This window comes from Peribacillus folii, assembly GCF_030271255.1.
GTDB lineage: Bacteria > Bacillota > Bacilli > Bacillales > DSM-1321 > Peribacillus.
The window spans coordinates 1-22,183 of sequence record NZ_JASJOM010000023.1 but is presented as its reverse complement, the minus strand read 5'-3'; the positions used below and the strand labels follow the sequence as shown (position 1 = coordinate 22,183).

Below are 22,183 nucleotides of genomic sequence, written 5' to 3'. Positions count from 1 at the left end.
TTTATGAATACTGTAATTTTGACTATTGTTAGAACTTTAAGTCGTAGACAACACTTTGTTGATTCGACTCTGTTGAAATACAGGGCATATAAAACGTTAGGGGCTCCCTTCTTTCCAAGGAGCTTTCAAGAATATTGAAGGTTAAAAAGGTTCCGGAATGGTTATCATTCCGAAACCTTTTGGGGAATTTTTGCTGCTGGAGCATTTTTTATCCTCGTCCCGCTTGAAATGATGGGTATTTTGTCATCCCGCCATCGGCGAATAAGGTGATGCCCGTTACATAACTGGATTCTGAGGACGCCAGCCACACAGCAACCGCGGCAATTTCCTCAGGCTTTCCGATATACCCCATTGGAATCATGCTTTCAAGGTCTTTTTTCTTTTCAGGGTCTTCAAGCTTGTCCGCATTTATTGGCGTAGCAATGGCACCTGGTCCGATGCTGTTGACACGGATTCCTTTTGGTGCATATTCGAGAGCCAAGGTTTCCGTAAGCAATTTCACGCCTCCCTTGCTTGCTGCATAGTGAACGAATAAAGGCCATGGAATCATTTCATGAACACTGGACATGTTGATCACATTCCCTTTAATGTCATTTTCTACATAGTACTTGATCGCTTCGCGGCAGCCGAGGAAGTTGCCCGTCAAATTGGTATTGATCACATTATTCCAATCGCTCAGCGGCATTTCATGAGATGGAACAGGGTTTTCTATCCCGGCATTATTGATGAATACATCAAGTTTCCCGAACTTTTTCACTGCCGATTGAACGAGGTCAACCACATCTTCCTCGACGGTCACATCGCCTTTCACTGCTATTGCTTCCCCGCCGACTGCTTTGATTTCTTCCAATACACCATCCGCTTCCTCAGGTTTGGAGCGATAATTAACGACGACCTTTGCCTTTTCCTGGGCAAAGCGAATCGCCATCGCTTTGCCCAAACCAGTGGATGAGCCTGTTATCACAACGACCTTGCCTTCTAAATCTTTATACATTCCTTCACCCTCCAATTAACTTTTTGCCAGTCCGAGCATTACTCCTGCTATGATGATCAAGATTATTCCAATAACGATTCCAATCAGCTGATGCTTCGTTTTCTTCTCGCGTAATATGATGATTCCGCCGAGAGTTGAGATGACAATGCCCATTTGAGATAGGGAAAAACTTGTAGCCACTCCCACTCGAGGCTGGGAAATGAATAAAAACATGTTTCCAGCAGCCCATATCAATCCGGGAATGATATTGCGAATCGCATATTTGTTAAACGGTTTATGCTTAAACGTCAATAATAATCCACCTATGACCATCCCTATCGCTTGGGGGAATAGGGCTGACCAGCCATCCACATTAAAAAGCCGGGCCACTACCACATAAACCAAATAACCGAACGTAGAGACGAGAAGTATCATGATTCCTTTTTTCAAGTTTCCCGATTTACCCTCTTTTGATTCTTTATCTTCCAGTGAGGTCAGGACAATTCCGATAATGATGAAAACTAATGCCAGGACGCCCAATATGACAGCCTTCATCGACGACCACTCATGAAAAACGATGACCCCGAATAACGTGGTGGAAATGAGCTGCAAGCCTGTTGATATCGGCATCGTTTTGGATACGCCCATCAAATCGATGCTCTTTAGCTGATTGGCTTGTCCAACCGCCCAAAACAAACCAGACACGATGCCCACGCCAAATACTAAAAGGGATAGCTTGATATCGGCAAAAATATAAACGCCTATTGAGAAAATCAAGGCACCGATCGTTGTCCCGAGTGTCTGGCTATAAGGTCCGCCCCCCAGTTTCACATTGAACAATACGATGCTCCCCCAGAATACTGCCGGCAAGAGCGCTAATACTATATCCATCTTCAACCCCCATTATATGTATGTTCAAACTAAAGCAGGAAACTTATATATAGTCTTTACTTAATATGTTCTCACGCATCGAATTGAGCCTTGGTAATTTTTAGTTTGGCGTTAATCATTATGTACTCGAATATTGACTGCAGCTTTCTTCGAAATATCTAATAAGGGCAGTTTTTCACTTTACTGCATAAAGGGCAAAAAAAACTGTAGACAAACTCGAATTTGATTGAGTTTGTCTACAGTCTGAAGCAACCATGAGCAGGGTTGCTTCCATATTATAAGCGTTTTACTTCTTCAAATGATATGGAACCGTCGTAACCACTACATTCCTTCTATAAAGTAAGTAGGCACGAATCAGTAAACTGGATTGGTTATGGAGAATGTTGTGCCAGCCCTTCTTCGGAATGAATTGCGGGATGATGACTGTAACTTGATAATTGGATTCCCTTGCCTTATGCTCAACCGTATCAACAAATTTAGTCAATGGCTGAATGATGCTCCGGTAGTACGAATGAAGTGTGACCAGCCTGATATCCGGCTGCCATTTCTTCCATTTTTCTTCGAATTTCTTTTCATCTTCCCTTTCAAAGGAGATATATACGGCAATGATTTGATCTGCCGATAGGGACTTTGCATAATTCAAGGAATTCTCAACTACATGTGTGATGCCGGCAACAGGAACGATGATGACATTTCCTTGGATCGGTAGGGCCGCCTCACAGGTCGTGATGCGCAATTGATCGCCTACCGCATCATAATGCTTCCTTATGCGATGGAACATGAAAATGATAATCGGCAGGAAGACTAGAACAGGCCATACATGTACGAATTTGGTTAAAAAGAAAATGATCGTGACAATGAAGCTAATGAAAGCCCCAATTGAGTTAATCGTTAACTTCACGATCCAGCCTTTAGGCTTCTCCCGGATCCATTTAACCATCATCCCCGACTGCGACAAGGTGAATGGAATGAAAACACCTACTGCATATAGGGGTATTAAATTCTCGGTATGCCCCCCGAAAGCGACGATCAGGATGATTGATGCAAGCCCAAGAATGATGATTCCATTGGAATATCCTAAGCGGTCGCCTCTTATCGTAAACATCCTTGGAATGAACTTATCCTTGGCTAAATTGACCGCAAGCAGCGGGAAAGCCGAATATCCGGTATTGGCAGCAAGAATCAAGATTAGTGCCGTCGTGCCTTGTATAAAGAAATACATGAAATTCCGTCCAAAAATTTCTTCGGCAATTTGGGAAACCACCGTTACTTCGGGGCTGGGAATAATGCTTAAATAATAGGCCAAGAATACAATTCCCGTAAATAGGATTGCTAATAATGAGCCCATCGCGATTAAAGTTTTGGCAGCATTATTCGGTGCTGGATCTTTAAAGTTAGGGATCGCATTGGAAATTGCTTCAACGCCGGTCAAGGCGGAGCTCCCTGAAGCAAATGCCCTCAGCAGGATGAACAAACTGATTCCCGCCACTGGTGTTCCGATCGAAGCATGCAATTCAGGCGAGACATCGCCAGTCAAGATTTTGTATAGTCCCACCCCGATCAGGATGAATAATGCTAAAACGAACAGATAGACAGGATAGGCCAATACCGAAGCCGACTCCGTTACCCCTCTAAGATTAAGGATGGTAAGCAGGATCACAAAAATGATGGCAATTCCTACATTATATGCATGCAGGCTTGGAAAAGCGGATGTGATCGCATCCGTACCTGCAGAAACGCTTACGGCGACCGTCAATATATAATCGACCAATAAGGAACCACCAGCGATCAATCCTGGATTTATGCCAAGATTGTTTTTTGAAACGACGTAGGCACCCCCTCCATGAGGGTAAGCGAAAATGATCTGCCTATAGGACAAGATAAGTGCCGTTAACAGGATCAAGACCCCGATGGCAATGGGTATGGAATACCAAAAGGCCGCGGCACCGACCGTAATCAGAACAATCAATATTTGTTCGGGACCGTATGCAACGGAAGACAGCGCATCAGAAGATAAGATGGCCAATGCTTTTGTTTTGTTAAGCTTTTGATCACCAAGTGCATTTGACTTTAAGGGCCTCCCTATCAGGAACCTCTTTATTGATGATAACATCAAGAATTCACCCGCCATGTTTAAGTAATAAATTTAGGTTGCCCTGCTGAAGCAAAAAACCAGAAGAAAAAATAAAAATGCCTGCAAGTCATAACTAAATAGACCTGCAGACATCATATTTTTTGTCTAACAAGCTCCACCTTCCTTCTCATATACGCTTACGAGGTTAGCTGTCGGATTCGGACCTAAGAGTAGCCCTACCTTGAAAGGATTCACCCCTTGGATTATACAATAATCCCAATAACGGGTCCCCCGCACCAAATGGTTTAAGCGATTTAGAAATATGAAACTGTTGATTATCATACTCCCGTGAACTGGAAAAGTAAATGAAAATTTTTCATGTAAAAAGAATAATTTTTTGTAACCGAGGTTATGTTGATAACCTATGCTTCATACGAAATGCAAGTCCAGCAAATCCAGGAAGGATGACCGTGAATCCCATGCCCAAACATACGATGAAGCCAATCATATCAGATGAATTTTTAGATGAAGTGGTTAAAGAAATAAATGAGCAATTTGGCGGGCCCCTAAATGAAAATAACCTTCGTTCGCCACATCTGGACAGTGAAGAAAGAACCTAACCTTCCCCTGACCGGCAGGACGTTTCAATTTATTACAAAACTTATCCATACGGAAGCTCTGGTTACCTTAACCGGAGTTTTTTTTGCTTGTTTGCATTCTTTGTCGACTTGTCCAAACCGATTTAGCTTTTCCTCATAGAATGATAAAGTGGTCATCACAAATGCAGCAAAACACTAAACCAGCAAATAACAATGATGACACACGTGATCCTACGGGTTGAATAAGGGAGAGATGTTCTTCAGCTTCATGGCCATATAGTTGTGTTAGCATCAAGGACAAGCCAGCGTATCTCCCTGCCGAATACATGCCAAGAGCATGCCTGCCACCACTTTTTCATTCTTCCGTCCATGGGCTTAAGGTTAGGGCTCATGAAAGCAATGGGAAAACCTCATTCACTTTTTTGACGGCCTTACTTTAATGGTTATCTTACTTTCAAAAGGAGGGATGAAAAATGTATATGCAATATTCACCCAGAATGGGTATCATTCATACCGAATTGCCATATCTAGGTATGGCATCGCAAGTATACACGGGCTTTTTGGAATTTCAAAAAGATATTGAAACCGTGCAGGATACTGAAGGCAAACAGTCGCTTTCCACCCATATAGATAAAATTGAATGATCTTTGCCCCCATCCTTTTTACCTATAAACAAACTGAACCGGCCATTCCATGGCCGGTTTTTATTATTCAGCCTCCGCTTCTCACGTCTCCCAATTGTATGTAATTCAGGAGAACATGTTTAATTTAGACCAGGAAATAAACATAATAAAGTTATTGAAGTGAAATTTTTTATTTCTTAGTTTAAATTGACTTTTTTTCTAATCATGATATATTAATACGCGACTTTAGCACCTAAAAGCGTTCAATTGGAGAAGTTGGTAATTATTTTATTGAAATAATGTTTTTTTCTAAATAACAAAGGAAAGGCATGAATCAAATGGAAAAGACGCATCAGGATTTAAAAAAGGGTTTATTGCCAAGGCATGTTCAGTTCATGGCCTTAGCCGGAATGATCGGAACAGGAATTTTTAAGGGAAGTTCGGATACATTGAATATGGCCGGTCCAAGTGTTGTGATCGCCTATTTGATAGGCGGACTATTATTATTCATCGTAATGGCCGCTTTGGGGGAGATGGCCACCGCCTTTCCTAATTTAAACGTGCAGCATCTAATAAATAAAGCATTTGGCTTCCGATTATCCTTCATTGTAGGCTGGCTCTATTGGTTCAATTGGATCATCGTGATCATTGTGGAAATAGTCGCAGCCGGAAGTTTTCTGCAATATTGGTTCCCTTCCGTACCATTGTGGCTCACAAGTATTCTTTGCGCGTCAGTGGTGATCGGAATCAATTTGTTTCAGGTCAAGCACTATGGGGAACTCGAGTTTTGGTTTGCAGGAATTAAAATAATAACGTTAGTCGCTTTCATCGTTTTGGGAGCATTGATTTTACTGGAGATCATTCCTGGCTCAGCTTCATTTTCCAACTACACGGAACATGGTGGGTTTTTCCCGAAAGGATTTGGCGGAATAGTAGGGGCACTATTAGTCGTGATGTTTTCGTATGGCGGGGCGGAATTAATCGGTATTGCTGTAACGGAAACTAAAGATAGCCAGCGCGTCATACCAAAGATCATCAAAGGAACCGTATTGCGGGTGATGCTTTTTTACATTTTGCCGATACTTATCATCTGTGGAGTCATTCCGTGGAACCAAGTAAGCAATGAAGTAAGCCCTTTCGTTCAGGTCTTCAGTATATCCGGGCTCCCCGGAGCGGCTGATATAATGAATTTCGTCCTTTTGACAGCTGTCTTATCGGCGGCGAATTCAGGTATTTATGCGACCTCAAGAACTTTATTCAGTCTTTCCCAAAATGGAGAAGCCCCGAGGTTTTTCATCCGAACGACCAAGAAGGGCATTCCGATCAACGGGATATTGTTAACAACGATCTGTATATTGGCTGGAGTATTTTTATCCTACTTATATCCAGATCTAATACTAAGCTACTTAATGGCGATCCCGGGATTCACCGTTTTATTATTATGGATAAGTATTTGTGCGGCACAATTGAAGCTCCGGAAGCATTACACTAGTAATCACGGCTTCCGCGTAATATGGCATCCTTATACAACGATGGTTGCCATCATTGCCTTAAGCGCCATCTTTTTGGCCTTTATCTTTAATGGAGATAATATCATTGGTTCCATCATATGCCTTGTGACACTTTCTGTATTGATCCTGCTATCTTTCATGCTCAAACAAAAGAAAATAGGTGTAGTTTAGGATATTCGCATATGATTGTAACTGAAGCCCTGAATTTTATTCGGGGCTTCTTCATTTTGTCCTCTCTTCAAAAACAGAATACTCTCAGGAATATTTCCTCATACTCCTTCATTTCTGTTATATTTTCATCATACATATGTTAAAATATCCAATGAACCAATCATCCTACAAATTTGAGGTGTATTTCTTGTCCATATCCAAAACAAACCGTTTGTCGCTTGTCGAGCAAGTCGTTTCCCAAATCGAGACATTAATCGAATCCGGGGAATGGGAGATTGGAAGTCAAATCCCCCCTGAAATGGATTTAATCAAGCAATTCGATGTAAGCAGAAATACATTAAGAGAAGCGATACGATCTCTTGTTTATGCAGGACTTTTAATTACCAAACAAGGAAAAGGAACATTCGTCAAATCATCGAGTGCCTTGGGCGTCGCGTTTCAAAGAAGGATCCAACAATCGAGTTTATTTGAAACATTAGAGGTGCGTCATGCCCTTGAAAGACAAGGGGCTCAATTGGCCGCTATTAGACGCGATCAAGAAGATATAGAAAAATTACGGTTTCACATAACAGCCTGCCAAAAAGCGGCAGAAGCTAAGGACATCAAGGCTTATGAGGAAGCGGATATCCAGTTGCATAAATCGATCATGTGCTCCTCGCATAATGCCTTATTGATCGATTTGTACGAACACATGGAGGATTCCGTGCACGATTCCATCCATCAACTTGCTGGCATGAGTTCTGATGCAACCCTCCATTTAAGCATTCATTGCAATCTAGTGGAGGCCATCATCGACCAAGATGTAAACCGTGCAATAGACTCGGTGAACGGATACATTGCCCAATTCAAAAAATTCATAGATTAAGTACGGAGGAATATTATGTCCATGCAACAACCGGTAAATCAACTAGAGCAAAACAAACTGAATGGTAACACCAAACTGGGACTGCTCATCATCGGAATCATCCTACTAGGAGCCAATCTAAGGGCTCCCCTTACTTCAGTCGGTCCCCTTGTAACATCAATCCGCGATGCATTGGGTATCACCAATGCACTATCGGGCTCCTTAACGACATTGCCTTTACTCTCTTTCGCCTTATTATCGCCATTCGCACCTAGGATAGCCCGGCGTTTTGGAATGGAGCTCACCTTATTTGCATCCTTGATATTATTGACTGTCGGAATTGCAATACGCTCACTTGGGGGAATCGCCACATTATTCATTGGAACGATTTTAATCGGGCTCGCCATCGCAATCGGCAATGTGTTATTACCCAGCCTGATCAAGCATAACTTTGCAAGAAATATCGGTTTGATGACCGGAGTATATGCCGTATCCATGAACCTATGCGGCGCCATGGCTTCCGGAATCAGCATCCCCATTGCATCTTCATCAGGCATGGGATGGGCTGGTGCCCTCGGATGCTGGGGAATCCTATCACTTATCACCATTTTTTTCTGGATGCCCCAATTAAGGCGCCCTTTCAAGGAGGATGCAAACGTAAAACCCGCTCAAAAACCAAAAAACATGAATCTATGGCGATCAGGCTTAGCATGGCAAATCACGTTTTTCATGGGCTTACAATCCTTCATCTTCTATACAGTCATAACATGGATGCCTGAAATCCTCGAGCAAAAAGGGCTAAGTGCCGATGAAGCCGGCTGGATGCTGTCCATCATGCAGCTTGCCGTCATTCCCATCACCTTCATTGTGCCTATTTTAGCTGGGCGCCTGCAGAGCCAGCGCATATTGGTGATACCTCCTGCCGTCTTCCTTATTGTGGGGATATTCGGCATCCTATATGGAAGCGAGCTATTTATCCCGATATGCATGATGCTGATTGGGATTGGAGTCGGAACCATATTCAGTTTATCGATGATGTTTTTTAGCCTGCGCACACGAAGTACCCATGAAGCGACGGAATTATCAGGCATGGCCCAATCATTCGGGTACCTCCTAGCTGCCGTTGGCCCTGTATTATTTGGCTGGCTGCACGACATGACACATAGCTGGACCGTGCCTTTATTAATGCTAGTGGTCATATCTGGATTCATTTTCCTTGTTGGGATGCGGGCAGGAAAAAACGAATACGTAACAGCCCGTTAATGAAAGAAAATGATCCTAGTATAATATTGGGATCATTTTCTTTGAAATCATCTATTGTGTCCCATTATATTATAGACTGTGCCTTGAAAGGGAAATTACCGAAGGAATCCTGGACCAGGTTACCTCCGAGATTTTTTTAACTGGGGGGAATGTTATTCATCAGAATATCCATTGGGTGGATGTTCTGTGGTTTACATGGGCAAGTGTTGATATGTCCACTCTCTTGGTCATGTCTTAGGGAATTCTTTTCCCTTGAAACCTGATGTCAGTAAAGCAAGGTGGCTCATACTCTATCTTTAGCAAACAATAAAATGATCTGAATTAAACGAAGAGTGGTTTGTTTAAAGAATATTATTTAAACTGATCATTATGAGAGGTGGAAAATAGAAGAACATTTCTCATTTCCTTAGGGAGGCATGACATCATAAATGATTTATCGTAATCACATTTGAAAACACACCGTTTTAAATAAAAACTGACTAAGATCAATCAATGCCATCTTCAAACGGATATATAATTTCAGGGTTTAAGCCATACCTATCAATAAAATTCTTTCTGGTGAACATTTTTATTTCTTTTATTTCGGATGGTGTTGGAAAGGAAGAAACTTTATAAATGGGAATGTGCTCAATATTAATTAGCTGGCCTAAATCAGTCGTTATTAATAAGTCGAAGCCATTTTTTCTGAAAAGTGAGTCTATATCCGAAAAATCCATAACATAAATATTTAGCTGATTTCCGAAATGATGCTTTAAGACTTCACGAATATAATCTTTCTCAACATATGATCGGCATACTAAAGCCGTTTCGATTACCATTTGATTTTTTTTCCTTAATATAGAGGCTTGGACCAACATGAACATTTCCAATATTTCTATATTTTCAAAATTAATAGGTAATTCACTTGTTATATTCTTCCCTATTTCTTCAATAATTCCAAACAAAGGATTTTCTTTGAAATAAGGGACGAATTGCAAAATATTATTTATTCTCGTATCTGTTTTTAATTTCAAATCAAAATTGATTCCACGTAGCGTTTGAGCAAATTCGTACATGAAGATATCATCCTGCGATACATCCAATCCGATCTCTTTTGATAAATTACGGAGAAAATCACCTAAAGGCTTACCACTGTCCGAATTCAGTTTGGAGCGAATGTACCGAAGTTCCTGGGTTCGATTTAAAGACATTTCTTCACTAAGTAAGTATAAAGAAAAAAAGAATATTTCTTGAATTTGCTTTTCCCTAGTTGGCGCTTTTTCCATAAACCCGAATAGTTTTTTGGATATCTCAAAAGCTTTCGAATGTTCATTTTCTGCAATAACGCCTTTTGGGATGGTAACAAAGCAATTATGTGATATGCGAATGTTAGAGATATGAAGAATGATCGCCAATCTTTGAATTGCTCCCATATGTAAGGAGGTCTTATGTTCCTTCAATAGCTTCAATACTGTTTCTTGAAAATCCTTAAGGTCAAAGGACGTAATGAAATCATTTAAATTCCCTGACATATACTCTACATATTGCATAATGAAGCGTCTGATTTTTTTTTCATCACCAATGATTTTATAAGGACTGCTGGATAATTGAACTCCGGCACTTTTTACTACTTCTTCTATTTTTTCTAGCTGCCTGTAAACAGTGGAACGACTGATATGAACATGCCGAGTAATGTTATTTATTGTTACACCTTTATTAAAAAGAATTAATTCTAAAGTTTGAAAGTAGGTATTTTCACTTTTAAGAAGGAACCAAAGCTCTTCTATCGTACCGTTTTTAGGCTTTATAAGTCGCACACCTTGAATTTCATTCTTTTCAATTTTCCATTCAGGCGGGAGAGTCGTATTAGCATGCATTAAATCCCTCCATAACGTGCTCTTTGAATATCCTGTTTTTTTGGAAAGTTCGTTTAAACTGCACCAGTTATCTTCATAAAATAAATGATACAATAGTTCAGAATAACGATCATTAAATCGATTCATACAATCACCTTTAACTTTACTGATTTTCATATCTATTAAACAAGCTTATGGCCCAGGTACTTAAGTACTCTTTTTGCATTTTTTTACATAAACAACATTTGCACACTACTTACTACCCAAAGTTATCATATTTTCTTCTCTATGTCGTTTCAAATATGAGACATAGGAGCCAACATTTGAAACAAAATCTTTGATAATTCATATAATTTCTAATCGGTATTTTCTTATCCTATATGGATTATGGTCTGCCAAACTCCTACAGGTAAACGAAATAAAGAAGTTTGTAGATTCAAGTTATACATAATTTTTGACAAATGGATGCATACGGAACTAAAAAAAGATTCCTAAATAGAAACGAAGCGTTTCATTTTTGGTATATTTATTCAACTGTTACTTTAGAATCATATTCCAACAAGGGTTTTTTTTCATCTATACTGCTTGAGAAATTGCTTTAAATTGCGGAGCTAACAATTTGAAGAAACCACCCTATCCAACAAAAAAAGACTGTAGCTTTCTCTTTACAGTCTGACCATATTAGAGCAATGCTCCACCAGCTACAGCATCCAATACCATACAATCATCATTATTCATGGACTGGTTCCTTGGATAAATACCGTATTGTCCTGCACATATCCCGTTTTCAACAATCCAATGAAGTTAGCTCAGCTTTAAAATCGTTTATTTTGAATGTAATTAGCCTTATATTCCCTTGCATAATAAATCATCTTATCACCGAGCTACATAAGTAGAATGAAACAGCCTTCCAAAAATGAAAGGGAGCGTTCTCCTTTCTGGAAGGTTTATAAAGATCTTTATACGGAATCTTCATTTTTGGACACAATCGTATGCAGTTCTATCGCTTTTATATTTTCAACTATGCGTTTTCGTGTACTTTCAATCTCATTCACATACAAACCATTTCGTTTACTTGATAGATACGTCAGTTCATCAATATCTCTATAAATCTTTTTAAACGTTTTTCTCATGTTCCGTCAGGCCTCCTTTTCTTTGTAAGGAAGTTTAATAAATCATTAGGTATTACGGGACTCATTTTTCAGGACATAACGAGCTTGACTCCACTGCATCCGTTCCGTGAAAAAGAAATTCTTACTGTACTTATTTGAACTGCTTCTACGCTTTAATAATGATCATCCCATCCACTTGGACTATTGTGATCTAGCAGATAGTATGTCGAATCTACTTCCCCCCACACTATTATTAATCAAACAAAAAGTTCCTTAACTTTCATCCCGTATAGAACATTCTCCGAATTTACATGAAAGGCATCCACTACTTCTTGTCCCATATTCTTTTCAACCAGCTCATATGCTTCCCTCATTTGAAAACCTCTGTTTCCTATATTATGAGCATCTGATGCAATCAAATGAGTAAGACCTGAGTGAATTAAATATTTTGAAAATCTTTTAGTCCTCCATCCAAATTTACCTGTGATGCTCCCGGCTGTTATTTGTGAATACGCACCCTTCCAGATCAGTTCTTCTAAAAGGTGGGGATTTTTCATTATTTCCATATTCCGCTCAGGATGAGCAATGATTGGTGTGATCCCTTTCATTTGCAGATCAAAGATTAATCGCTCCGTATATCTTGGCACATGGCTTGAAGGCAACTCGAGAAGCATGTATTTTGAACCATTCAAGGCCATGACATTATTATTATCGTACTCTTTTAAGAGTTCATCCGATATTCTTATTTCCTGCCCTGGCCATACTTTTAGCGGGATTTCGAGATCACTTAGCACTTGATTTAATTTGGTGGTTTGCCCCTCGACTTTTTCTTTATCATTATCATATTTCCCTTTATAGTAATGGGGAGTTGCAATGATGTTGGTAATTCCTTGTTCTACCGCTTTTCTCGCCATTTCTATACTTTCCTGAATATTTTCAGCTCCATCATCCATCTCTGGTAATATGTGATTATGGATATCAATCATCGTTTATCCCCCTTCAACCAACATTAAGATGAATTTCTGGTTCCCTTAGTAATGATATTCGCCAGGATTGGAGCATCCGTAGCGGTTAGCGGCAAAAATATTCCATACATCGATTTTCAGTTTTCTGCATGGAACGGTCATTTCATTGACCAAAGCCATGTTGTTCCATTAGAAAGCTACCCGATTTCCATTTATATTTTGTGCAGTCTATTTATTACTTGCAGGCTAAATCTTTGCAGCTGTCCGTTAATACCGACAACCTTTTGCTTGTTACTTACATTAGAATCCATTCTTTCTTGGGTACAACTTCATACGCTTATCACCATTATTTTCCCTCTCTATTTTATACTACTTTGCCAATTCTATTGTTTCATTAATGAAACGCTGTGACTCAATTTTCAAACGCCGCTTATTTCTCCATGCACTCCATTGATTATGGATTCACCGTTAACCTATTGTATTCAAATAAAAAAAGATCGTAGAGAGAACCCCTACAATCGAAGAAAAAGCTATAACAGCCTTCCCCTTAATTTTTAAGCCTATCATCGTTTTATCAATATTTTCCAATATATCCCATTACTCCGTTGTTATACGTCTCATTTTTGAAACGACCCTTTTCATATTTAAGATTCCAATTATTGGTTCTCTTTTGTAAATCATTAGGAAGAGCTGCATTTTCACTTTCCCTCGTTAAAATCTTCATTTAAAATTTCTTCCATTATTCTCAATGCAAATGGCGGAAAATAAAAACCAACTTGGTCATGTTTCATATACTCTCCATAATCCATTCGTACTTCGATTTTATTTTGCTCTAAAAAATTCAGTAGAGGCACTATATAATTTTCGTATGTATGTTCATTTTTGCTAACATGTACAAAAATTCTATTCGGACCTCTTTTCTGTTTTATTGCCTGATAAATGAGGTTGTTTAGAACTTCATGCCTCGTTTCTCCTTCTTTTCCTGCGATAAACTCAAAAATATTTCTGAATGCGTCTCTATCTAAATAATCACCCAGCAGTGGCTGAGGTGCCCCAGATATCGAAGCATAATAATGATGTTTATTTTCAAAATATAAGGCTGCATATCCACCCTTACTGCTACCACATGTTATAACGTCTTGCCTTGTTAGACCAAGTTCCTTTAAAGTTTTATCAATTAATTGCACTACAGCATCTTCAATATAGAAATCCATGTTTTCTCCTAGATACCACGCGCCTTTTTTATCGGGGCCGAAATTGTCCAAAATATAAAGTCGATGACATCGCAGCTTAGAAAACTTTAAAATGTAATTGTATCTGGCTTGTTGACCTTCTCCAGGATATCCTGAAAAAATGACTAATAATTTTTTGCTTTTTTTCTTTTTTATTAAAAGGTACCTAAGATTACATTTTGCCGTTTGAAATACTTTTTCTTGAAATAGTACAGAAAACATATAAAACTTAATGAGTAGCCTTTTTATATATTTTTTCATTCTAATCTCCTTTGAATTCGGTTTTTTTATAATAATGTAGATTTAGATTCAGCATGAAAATAACGGCAAACAATAATAAAACGATACCGTTAGAAATGAATACAGTATCTATTGGACTTGTTAACAATGCATAAAACAGAGGTAATATGATAAAAAACTTGTCAATGCTCGTCCCTTTGCTATAATTAATAATATTTAACAATAACATCATTATTAATGCTAGTAACAAGATGACACCAATGAATCCAAGTTCACCTATAGTCATAGCCCAAAATGAATCGGTAATGAACGCAGGTTGTTCTTTAGAAAGCCCCCATACTCCGGATATATTATACTTCTGATATAAAGGTGAATAATCTAATCTAGACGCATGGGAACCAAATAATCCGAGCCCAGATCCAAATGGAAAATAATCTGTAGCAATTTGAATAGAAGTGCGTACTAATATTCCCCGAGCCTGATCATTATCTAAAAAAAACTGATGGATGATACGGTCTTTAGCAATAATCAAAACAGGTACCCCTGCAAAAATATACATATAAAATGGTATCTTCTTAAAATATACTAATGAAATAAGTACGATTAATGTAAATAAATAAAAACCAGTAGATGTGGTTCTTCCTGCAGATACTACAAGAAGAAGATTTATCAATAAATAAATTAATGGCAATTGTTTCTTATACAAATAGTCGAAATAGGATATTACAACAGTAAACACAATTATCGTTGTAGCAAACTGCGCAGGATGGGAAAATCCATAACTTAAACTATGTATTCCAAACCTTTCACCGTATGACCTCATAAATGGATGAATCATATTAATTACAAAAATCATCAAGCACAATATTGAATAGCTGTATAAAAATCCTTTTATAAATCTGAAGTTTTTAGCATAATTCCTTTTCATGAAAATTTTTCGGGAAGAAAGATATATAATTACAAACTTCAATAAAACCATTAACGTATACAACTGCAGAAAAACAGTTGAGCGAAGTACAGCAAACATATTAGGGATAAGACACCAAACTGCTAGAATAATTGTTAATGTGATTAATCCTAAATCTACTCTTTTAATAGTTCTTTTGCCATGAAGCTCATCCACAAAAGTATTTAATAGCGCCCAGCACATTAAAAAAAAGAGTAAAAATTCATCTAAATAGTCAAAAAATGATATTTTCACTTTAAGAAAATTAGCAAAGGCAACCATAAAAAACAAGTAAATAAACAAATTCATCTAACGAAGTTCCCCTCTATTGATACTGACTAATTGACCATACAGACATTCCCACTTATTCAAATAAACACCCATTGAAAATTTAACTTTAATCATTGAATAGGCTTCTTTACTTAAATCATTTCGATACGTTTCATTACTAAAGAAATCTAAAATATCTAAAGTTATTTGTTTTGAGTCGCCTGGTTTAACTAGAAACCCATTTTTTTCATTTTGAATCACTTGAGGAATGCCACCCACATCCGTACTAATATTAGGAATTCCATAAGCCATCGTTTCAAGTATGGCCATGGGCAGACCTTCATGATAAGAGGGTAATAAATGAAGCCCCGTTTCCGGATAGATATCTAGCTTCTCTTCCGCTCCGATCCATCCGCCAATGGTAACATTACTCAAATTGCGTTTTTTAATTAATTGGCTAACTTCTTTTATTTCTCCATCCCCATATAAAATAAAGTTTATTTCTGGGTTACTTTTAAATACCATTTTAGCTACATCTAAAATATCGTAACTCCCTTTTCTTTCACCTAGTCTACCAAATGTCACTATATTTTTAGCATGGGCATTATAACGGTTTTCTGCCGGGATCATTACTGCATTCTCAATGACAGTAATGGGAGTATCGGTTAATTCCTTGAAAAACTCCTGCCATTCCTCACTTAAAACAACGATTGCATCAGCATGTTGAAGTGACCCTCTTATTATTCTTTTTAAAAGAGAGGGTGCATCTTTATAGAAAACATCAAATTGTGACCCATGAATATGTAAAATGACCTTTACACCTTTTTTTTGTGCATAGCGTGACAGCAATGCCTTTCGGAAAAAACTTCCTTTTTGGGCAACATGAATGTGAACAATATCAACGCTTTCTTTATGAATCAGTTGTGAAAGCCGTTTAAGTGTCCTAAAGAACACTTTACATACATTCCAGATTCCTCCCCTCTCCCATGAACTCAGGTAGCTAATTTGATGCTCATCACTTGCAAAATGAAGGGAAAAATTCTTTATAACGGTTGCAATGCCGCCTTTCGCTTCTGGAGCTGGTCCGATCATTATGATGTTCGCCATATCTTACACCGCTTTTCACTTGAAATTTGATATAACATACTTTATTTATCACCATCTTATTATTTATGGTTTATCTATAACCGGTTAAACACCCTTGTCCATACCAGCGATTGAAAGACTACTGGCAAAACAATAAATCCGAAATTTCGTTTAATAAAACCCTATAAAGTAGCCAAAAAAAGCACCTATCTAATGGCCTTTTTAGCAGGGGGGACGATGAGCCTCCTTGGCGTCTGCACTTGTGAGGTCTCACCTGCCCGACTGTTCAGAAATCTGGCTACTCAGCTTCAATCAACCTCGAATTCTTTCGTTTCAAAAACAACTGATTTTGATCAGGAACATACCCTCATCATACGCATTAGGACGATTCAGAAGATTTTAGAGAATCTATTTTCATATAAAAATGGGTAAAATCTCTTTATTTTCCATAATAGTAAGCATCCTTTTTATTTTTATGATCATTTAAAATGGAACAAATTATTTTTCCATGCACTTGCTGCAAAACATGTACTGATTTTTTGGCATTCGTTTTACTTGTATATCCACTTCTAAAAACCAATATAGTACCATCAACTAAAGAGGAAATTATTTGCGCATCGGCAACTGCTAAAATTGGCGGCGTATCAATGATTATTTGTTCATACATCGTTAAGAGTTTCTTAAAGAGTTCTTTCATTTTTTTCGAGCTTAGTAATTCAGCCGGATTTGTTGATAGGAACCCTGCTGGCAGCACAAATAAATTTTCCACTTCGGTTTCTTCGACCGCCTCTTCAAGTTGTATTCTCCCTGTAAGTAATGCAGTCAATCCACCCGACCTTACTTCGGGGAAGAAATATTGAACAGAAGATTTCCGTAAATCACCGTCTATCAATAATGTCGATTTACCTTGCTGTGCGAATACAACAGCCAGGTTTGCAGAAACAACTGATTTTCCTGAATTCGGTTCTGGAGAAGTAATCATGATCGATTTGTATTGTGAATCAATACCCGAATAATCGATATTTGTTCTTATCACTCTAAAATCTTCAGAAACGAGTGACTTAGGATCAATTTTAGTGATTAATTTATTTTTATTTATTTTTTTTGTTGCTGTTCTTGGTTTCATTCTGCTCTCTCCAAAGTGAGATTTATCATCCATTATTAGGATTATTAATATTTCCGACTACCCCGAATACAGGTATATCAAGTAGATTAAGAATATCTTCTTCGTCTTTAATTTTATTATTCAATAACTCGTATGCACATGTTGAAATCAATCCAACAATAAGCGCAATGATTCCGCCGATGAAAATGACTAATGATTTATTCGGTGTAACCGGAATTGGATTTTTTGGAACTTCTGCTTTTGATAAAATATTAATATTATCAACCTTCATAACTTTCGATGTTATTTCTTTAAATGAATTTGCCACTTCGTTCACAATTAATGCAGCTTTTTGAGGATCGTCATCTAACACACGAATATTAATTATTTGTGAGTTCTCCACATTATCGACAGATATTTTATTTGCGAGTTCACTATAACTATAATCATTATCCAAGGCGTTATTAACGTCATTCAAAACTCGTTGGCTCTTTATAAGGACACTGTAAGTATTCACCAATCGTATAGCTGCTTCTATTTCTGGGTTCTGAAGTCCCTCTTTTACACTTTCAGATTGTGTAACTAATATCTGATTGCTCATTTCATACTTGGGAGTGGTAATTACGTAAATCCAAAAGGAAGCAATTGAAATACCGGCAATACAAAATCCAATCAGAAGAAATTTGTGTTTTCTCCAAATTTGCAAGATGTCTCTTAAACTTATCTCATTACTCATTTTTTCCCACCATCAGTAACTCACCCAATTTATTATTTTCGAGAATCTTCATACTGAAAAAATTAATAAACAGCCTGTAGAACATTATTCATTACACCAACTATCCATTTACCTCTTATCGCTTCCGTTCAGGTACAGTTAATTTCCATTCTGCCAGGGAATCTTTTTTAGGTTGGTATATAAATGTTACATTTTTAGTGTTCTTTGGAATCTCATAATAACCGGTTCCCTTCATTGACTTGCCAGGGGAAAGAACATCTCCGAAATTGTCTGGTTCCATTCCATAAGCTTCGTGAACTTTCCCATCTTGATCTTTTACTTTAAAATCATGGGCTCCAACACCATAGTCTGATTTGGACTTATTTTTAAATTCCATTTCAACTTCTAACATGATCATATCTTTTTTTTCTGATTGACTGTTTGAAACAACCAGGTTAGTTACGATCATATCTACCTTATTGCTTCTGATTGTTTTATTGATGTCACTTTTTTCAACATTTTTTTCCATCCCGCAAGCACTAAGTATTAGTGCTGCGATTAATAATACGATCGATAAATTAATTTTTAATGCTTTCATGGTTCCTCCTAGTTTATCTCTAAAGTATTTTGCCAAATCCTTAATGGGCACCACTTGGCAAAACCATTACTTTTACAGTTCTTAAAATTATCGACATATCAGTACCTATTGTTCTATTTTTAATATAATGTAAATCCAATTCGACCATCTCCTGAAAACTGAGTGCATTTCTACCACTCACTTGCCATAAGCCTGTACATCCTGGCGTTACCAGCAGTCTTTGCTTATCATAGGCAGTATATTTCTCAACTTCCCTCGGTAGAGGAGGGCGTGGCCCGACCAAACTCATTTCTCCTACTAATACATTCCAAAATTGCGGCAATTCGTCAATGCTTGTTTTACGAATGAACTTTCCGATTTTCGTAATACGCGGATCATCCTTCATTTTAAACATAGGTCCGGCAATTTCGTTATGCTGCACTATATCTGGCAGGCGTTTCTCTGCGTCTACTACCATCGAGCGAAATTTGTACATATAAAAACTTTTTCCGTTTTTACCCATTCTGACTTGCTTAAAAAGGATGGGTCCCTTCGGATTTTCAAGTATCACCAACAATGCTACCAAAATAAAAATAGGCAAAAAAATTACCATCCCTACTATTGCTCCTAACACATCAATGCTCCTTTTTACATTTAAGTACACTTTTTTATCATTAATCTGTTCTAGTAAGGGCTGCTTATCCTTATCTTTTCCACCAAATAGCCTTACCGATTCCATTCTTTTTTCCTCCTGCTTGTGATCCAAATATCCAATGTTCATTTATATACCAACATGCATGAATGAAGATTTATAATAGAATTCTGTAGTATTTAACCTCACATAGCGATCCTGAACACCTTACTTCCCATTAGGCAATCTGTTCGAAATTTTTTAACCATACCCCTTCACCAACTCAATAAAAATGCTTAATACTGCCAAAATCTATACTTGGGGGTATTGTATGATTAGCCTAATTGTGGCTTTCTATATAGGGATGGAAATTTTTCTATTACTCTATGGGTGTTTTTGTAATGATGCCATCATTCCCCCTATTATTCCTGTCGTTTATCTTTCTTAGAAAAACGCTCTCTATACACGAGCCACAAAAATGTGAAATTACCCAGAAAATAACGCTTAAACATACGTCTTGGCTCTTGTATAAAACGAACAAACCACTCCATGCCTATTTTCTGAACCCACTGAGGCGCTCTTTTTACATTGCCGCTTAGCACATCAAAGCTTCCACCGACACCCATAACAAAAGAGACATCCATCTGTTGTAAATGCCTTTTTATCCAGAATTCTTTTTGAGGACTTGGAAATGCCACAAATAGAACATCCGCAGATGATTCCTTAATGGCCTCAGCAATTTCATTGGATTCTTCATCTTTAAAGTAACCATTACGATATCCTGCCACCGTTAGATCGGGATGCTTATGTTTAGATGCTTTAACTACATTTTGAACAACTTCTTCCGTCGCACCCAAAAAATAAACTTTATATCCCTTTTCACTGCAAACTTCTAATAATTTCACGAAGATATCCACGCCCGTCACGCGTTCTACATTAGAATAACCGAGTATTTTTGCCGCTAATACAATAGAAATCCCATCTGCATTGATCAACCTACATTCGTTTATAATACGGCTTAATTTTTTATCCTTCCGCATTTGAATGATTTTGTTTGCATTTATTACCACATGCTGAGTTGGAGTATGACTTTGGATAATTTCATTTATAGATTCAATTGTCTGGTCAAAGGTCAGACAATCGAGTTCACTTCCTAACAAGTTAATTCTCAATTTTACTCACCTTAATTTAATATTTTCAAGATCTACAAGTTAGCTTTAACCATTCTTTTTTGAATCAGCATCATTACGCAACCCTCCATCTATTAAAGAAATGGGTGTGTAACATATGAATTTTTATAAAAATATTTAAAAAAGAGAGCAATAGATAAAACACTCAATTGCAAGTGTCTTATCTTTAGATACCTCATTAAGATCAATTACTCTCTTTTTATCGATCCCCTTACCCTTCTCTGTTAAGATAAGGGGATCTTTATGGGCTGAAATTGTTACCTCTCTGAAAAGGCATTTTTTATACTTCAACCTATAATCATTAATTGATTGTAACTTTTTGTTCTAGTAGTACTTTATCGTTAATAGAGTAGGCAGTGACCGTCACATCATCTGTCCTGGAAGTTATATTGCCCCCTACATAAAACGAGAAATCACCATTTGAAAGTGTTCCACCTGTATATTCTTTTCCATTGACTTTTACTTTAATATACCTAACATCACTTCTATATGTTCCTCTAAGGAACGTATCTTTTCTAAACTCAAAGGGATTTACATTTAACGCGGCAGTTGTGAATACCTGTATTGTTCTTTCCGCGATTTTGTTTCCAGCTTGATCATAACCAAAGACGACCACTGTATCTGCCGCACTTGTGATTTTACCAAATACATAGATATTAAATGTACCGTCTGAATTTAAGGTTCCGCCTCTAGCTTCGATTCCGTTCACGCTATAGCCTAAACTCTTAATATCACCTGTGAATTTACCCGTCAGGAACGAATCTTTGCTTAATTCATAACCATCAGCTGTTAACGTTCCTCTTCCAATTGGAGCCTTTATCGTCACTGGGCTTTGGCTGATTTTGTTTCCATTCCTGTCGTAGGCATATACAATCACTTTATCTGTGGCTGCTTTAATATTATTTAATGCATAAATCCTGAAAGTACCATCTGGATTCATGGTTCCGCCTCTAAACTCCATTCCATTTACACTATAGCCTAAACTCGTAATCTTACCTTTGAATTTCCCGGTAATGTAACTGTCTGTATTGAGATTAAAATCATTTGATGTCAGTTCCACTTCCAATAAATCCTTCGCTTTATCCACTAGATCCTGGAGACGTTCTTTTTCCGACCCGGCTGGCAATTTATTGATCGCAGCCTGAGCTTCGTCAACCGCGGCTTGATCGGTACTTCCCTTCAATGTGTCGAACTTATCATCCGTGAACAATCCTTCGACTTTGTTCTTCGCATCGTTCAAGTCCTTTTCGGCTTGTTCGTTCTTATTCAATAAATCTTGCGCGTTGTTCACTAAATCCTGCAATCGATTTTTTTCCGGTCCGGCTGGCAA

General features: G+C 37.8%; 20 protein-coding genes and 1 riboswitch. Of the genes, 5 read left to right on the top strand and 15 right to left on the bottom strand.

Going from position 1 to position 22,183, the window contains the following annotated elements; genetic code table 11:
- Window positions 1-208 precede the first annotated feature (208 nt).
- The 3 genes from QNI08_RS22155 to QNI08_RS22145 all read right to left on the bottom strand — a co-directional run bounded on the left by QNI08_RS22155 (window position 209) and on the right by QNI08_RS22145 (window position 3,977).
- The gene (locus QNI08_RS22155; protein ID WP_285769512.1) at window positions 209-994 is read right to left on the bottom strand and encodes a glucose 1-dehydrogenase; all 786 of its coding nucleotides are present in this window, start codon (window positions 992-994) and stop codon (window positions 209-211) included.
- A 15-nt stretch (window positions 995-1,009) separates the two neighbouring features.
- Entirely contained in the window at window positions 1,010-1,864 is an 855-nt protein-coding gene (locus QNI08_RS22150) for a RhaT/GlcU family sugar-proton symporter (protein WP_285769511.1), read from the bottom strand.
- A gap of 286 nt (window positions 1,865-2,150) precedes the next feature.
- On the bottom strand, window positions 2,151-3,977 hold the full coding sequence (locus QNI08_RS22145; RefSeq protein ID WP_285769510.1) for an APC family permease: 1,827 nt from the start codon (window positions 3,975-3,977) through the stop codon (window positions 2,151-2,153).
- Between the two features lie 140 nt (window positions 3,978-4,117).
- Window positions 4,118-4,260, bottom strand: a riboswitch (cyclic di-AMP (ydaO/yuaA leader).
- A 157-nt stretch (window positions 4,261-4,417) separates the two neighbouring features.
- Here QNI08_RS22145 and QNI08_RS22140 point away from each other — a divergent pair.
- From QNI08_RS22140 to QNI08_RS22120, 5 genes are all read left to right on the top strand, one after another.
- Entirely contained in the window at window positions 4,418-4,558 is a 141-nt protein-coding gene (locus QNI08_RS22140) for a hypothetical protein (protein ID WP_285769509.1), read from the top strand.
- Between the two features lie 452 nt (window positions 4,559-5,010).
- Window positions 5,011-5,181 (top strand): hypothetical protein, encoded by a 171-nt coding sequence (locus tag QNI08_RS22135; RefSeq protein ID WP_285769508.1) that lies wholly within the window; start codon window positions 5,011-5,013, stop codon window positions 5,179-5,181.
- A gap of 317 nt (window positions 5,182-5,498) precedes the next feature.
- The gene (locus tag QNI08_RS22130) at window positions 5,499-6,842 is read left to right on the top strand and encodes an amino acid permease (protein WP_285769507.1); all 1,344 of its coding nucleotides are present in this window, start codon (window positions 5,499-5,501) and stop codon (window positions 6,840-6,842) included.
- 187 nt (window positions 6,843-7,029) lie between these two features.
- Complete coding sequence (locus QNI08_RS22125; RefSeq protein ID WP_285769506.1) at window positions 7,030-7,707, top strand: FadR/GntR family transcriptional regulator; 678 nt, start codon at window positions 7,030-7,032, stop codon at window positions 7,705-7,707.
- 15 nt (window positions 7,708-7,722) lie between these two features.
- Window positions 7,723-8,949 (top strand): CynX/NimT family MFS transporter, encoded by a 1,227-nt coding sequence (locus QNI08_RS22120; RefSeq protein ID WP_285769505.1) that lies wholly within the window; start codon window positions 7,723-7,725, stop codon window positions 8,947-8,949.
- 485 nt (window positions 8,950-9,434) lie between these two features.
- Here QNI08_RS22120 and QNI08_RS22115 read toward each other — a convergent pair whose 3' ends face one another.
- The 12 genes from QNI08_RS22115 to QNI08_RS22060 form a co-directional block, all read right to left on the bottom strand.
- The gene (locus tag QNI08_RS22115; RefSeq protein ID WP_483313812.1) at window positions 9,435-10,931 is read right to left on the bottom strand and encodes a BglG family transcription antiterminator; all 1,497 of its coding nucleotides are present in this window, start codon (window positions 10,929-10,931) and stop codon (window positions 9,435-9,437) included.
- 812 nt (window positions 10,932-11,743) lie between these two features.
- Window positions 11,744-11,917 carry a hypothetical protein gene (locus QNI08_RS22110; protein WP_285769503.1) on the bottom strand — a complete coding sequence of 58 codons (174 nt, stop codon included), beginning with the start codon at window positions 11,915-11,917 and terminating at the stop codon, window positions 11,744-11,746.
- A gap of 236 nt (window positions 11,918-12,153) precedes the next feature.
- A complete protein-coding gene (locus QNI08_RS22105; RefSeq protein WP_285769502.1) occupies window positions 12,154-12,882 on the bottom strand; it encodes a tyrosine-protein phosphatase in 729 nt (242 codons plus the stop codon).
- 677 nt (window positions 12,883-13,559) lie between these two features.
- Complete coding sequence (locus QNI08_RS22100) at window positions 13,560-14,354, bottom strand: accessory Sec system protein Asp2 (protein WP_285769501.1); 795 nt, start codon at window positions 14,352-14,354, stop codon at window positions 13,560-13,562.
- Window position 14,355: 1 nt separating this feature from the next.
- Window positions 14,356-15,588: a hypothetical protein gene (locus tag QNI08_RS22095; RefSeq protein ID WP_285769500.1), complete on the bottom strand. Its 1,233-nt coding sequence runs from the start codon at window positions 15,586-15,588 to the stop codon at window positions 14,356-14,358.
- Window positions 15,589-16,656, bottom strand: a complete 1,068-nt coding sequence (locus QNI08_RS22090) for a glycosyltransferase family 4 protein (RefSeq protein WP_285769499.1) — start codon at window positions 16,654-16,656, stop codon at window positions 15,589-15,591.
- A 418-nt stretch (window positions 16,657-17,074) separates the two neighbouring features.
- Window positions 17,075-17,761 carry a CpsD/CapB family tyrosine-protein kinase gene (locus tag QNI08_RS22085; RefSeq protein WP_285769498.1) on the bottom strand — a complete coding sequence of 229 codons (687 nt, stop codon included), beginning with the start codon at window positions 17,759-17,761 and terminating at the stop codon, window positions 17,075-17,077.
- Between the two features lie 25 nt (window positions 17,762-17,786).
- Window positions 17,787-18,476: a YveK family protein gene (locus QNI08_RS22080; RefSeq protein WP_285769497.1), complete on the bottom strand. Its 690-nt coding sequence runs from the start codon at window positions 18,474-18,476 to the stop codon at window positions 17,787-17,789.
- 115 nt (window positions 18,477-18,591) lie between these two features.
- Window positions 18,592-19,053, bottom strand: a complete 462-nt coding sequence (locus tag QNI08_RS22075; protein WP_285769496.1) for a DUF4352 domain-containing protein — start codon at window positions 19,051-19,053, stop codon at window positions 18,592-18,594.
- 40 nt (window positions 19,054-19,093) lie between these two features.
- The gene (locus QNI08_RS22070; protein ID WP_285769495.1) at window positions 19,094-19,771 is read right to left on the bottom strand and encodes a sugar transferase; all 678 of its coding nucleotides are present in this window, start codon (window positions 19,769-19,771) and stop codon (window positions 19,094-19,096) included.
- Window positions 19,772-20,085: 314 nt separating this feature from the next.
- Window positions 20,086-20,835 (bottom strand): WecB/TagA/CpsF family glycosyltransferase, encoded by a 750-nt coding sequence (locus tag QNI08_RS22065; RefSeq protein ID WP_285769494.1) that lies wholly within the window; start codon window positions 20,833-20,835, stop codon window positions 20,086-20,088.
- 319 nt (window positions 20,836-21,154) lie between these two features.
- On the bottom strand, window positions 21,155-22,183 hold a 1,029-nt coding region (locus QNI08_RS22060; protein WP_285769493.1), incomplete at its 5' end, for an immunoglobulin-like domain-containing protein.

Bases quoted from the DNA above. Each gene is read 5' to 3' on its own strand.
- QNI08_RS22105 (WP_285769502.1), bottom strand. From the start codon at position 12,882: ATGATTGATATCCATAATCACATATTACCAGAGATGGATGATGGAGCT.
- QNI08_RS22135 (WP_285769508.1), top strand. From the start codon at position 5,011: ATGTATATGCAATATTCACCCAGAATGGGTATCATTCATACCGAATTG.
- QNI08_RS22155 (WP_285769512.1), bottom strand. From the start codon at position 994: ATGTATAAAGATTTAGAAGGCAAGGTCGTTGTGATAACAGGCTCATCC.
- QNI08_RS22145 (WP_285769510.1), bottom strand. From the start codon at position 3,977: ATGTTATCATCAATAAAGAGGTTCCTGATAGGGAGGCCCTTAAAGTCA.
- QNI08_RS22080 (WP_285769497.1), bottom strand. From the start codon at position 18,476: ATGAGTAATGAGATAAGTTTAAGAGACATCTTGCAAATTTGGAGAAAA.
- QNI08_RS22095 (WP_285769500.1), bottom strand. From the start codon at position 15,588: ATGAATTTGTTTATTTACTTGTTTTTTATGGTTGCCTTTGCTAATTTT.
- QNI08_RS22100 (WP_285769501.1), bottom strand. From the start codon at position 14,354: ATGAAAAAATATATAAAAAGGCTACTCATTAAGTTTTATATGTTTTCT.
- QNI08_RS22085 (WP_285769498.1), bottom strand. From the start codon at position 17,761: ATGAAACCAAGAACAGCAACAAAAAAAATAAATAAAAATAAATTAATC.
- QNI08_RS22070 (WP_285769495.1), bottom strand. From the start codon at position 19,771: ATGGAATCGGTAAGGCTATTTGGTGGAAAAGATAAGGATAAGCAGCCC.
- QNI08_RS22140 (WP_285769509.1), top strand. From the start codon at position 4,418: ATGCCCAAACATACGATGAAGCCAATCATATCAGATGAATTTTTAGAT.
- QNI08_RS22115 (WP_483313812.1), bottom strand. From the start codon at position 10,931: ATGAATCGATTTAATGATCGTTATTCTGAACTATTGTATCATTTATTT.
- QNI08_RS22075 (WP_285769496.1), bottom strand. From the start codon at position 19,053: ATGAAAGCATTAAAAATTAATTTATCGATCGTATTATTAATCGCAGCA.
- QNI08_RS22110 (WP_285769503.1), bottom strand. From the start codon at position 11,917: ATGAGAAAAACGTTTAAAAAGATTTATAGAGATATTGATGAACTGACG.
- QNI08_RS22090 (WP_285769499.1), bottom strand. From the start codon at position 16,656: ATGGCGAACATCATAATGATCGGACCAGCTCCAGAAGCGAAAGGCGGC.
- QNI08_RS22150 (WP_285769511.1), bottom strand. From the start codon at position 1,864: ATGGATATAGTATTAGCGCTCTTGCCGGCAGTATTCTGGGGGAGCATC.
- QNI08_RS22120 (WP_285769505.1), top strand. From the start codon at position 7,723: ATGTCCATGCAACAACCGGTAAATCAACTAGAGCAAAACAAACTGAAT.
- QNI08_RS22130 (WP_285769507.1), top strand. From the start codon at position 5,499: ATGGAAAAGACGCATCAGGATTTAAAAAAGGGTTTATTGCCAAGGCAT.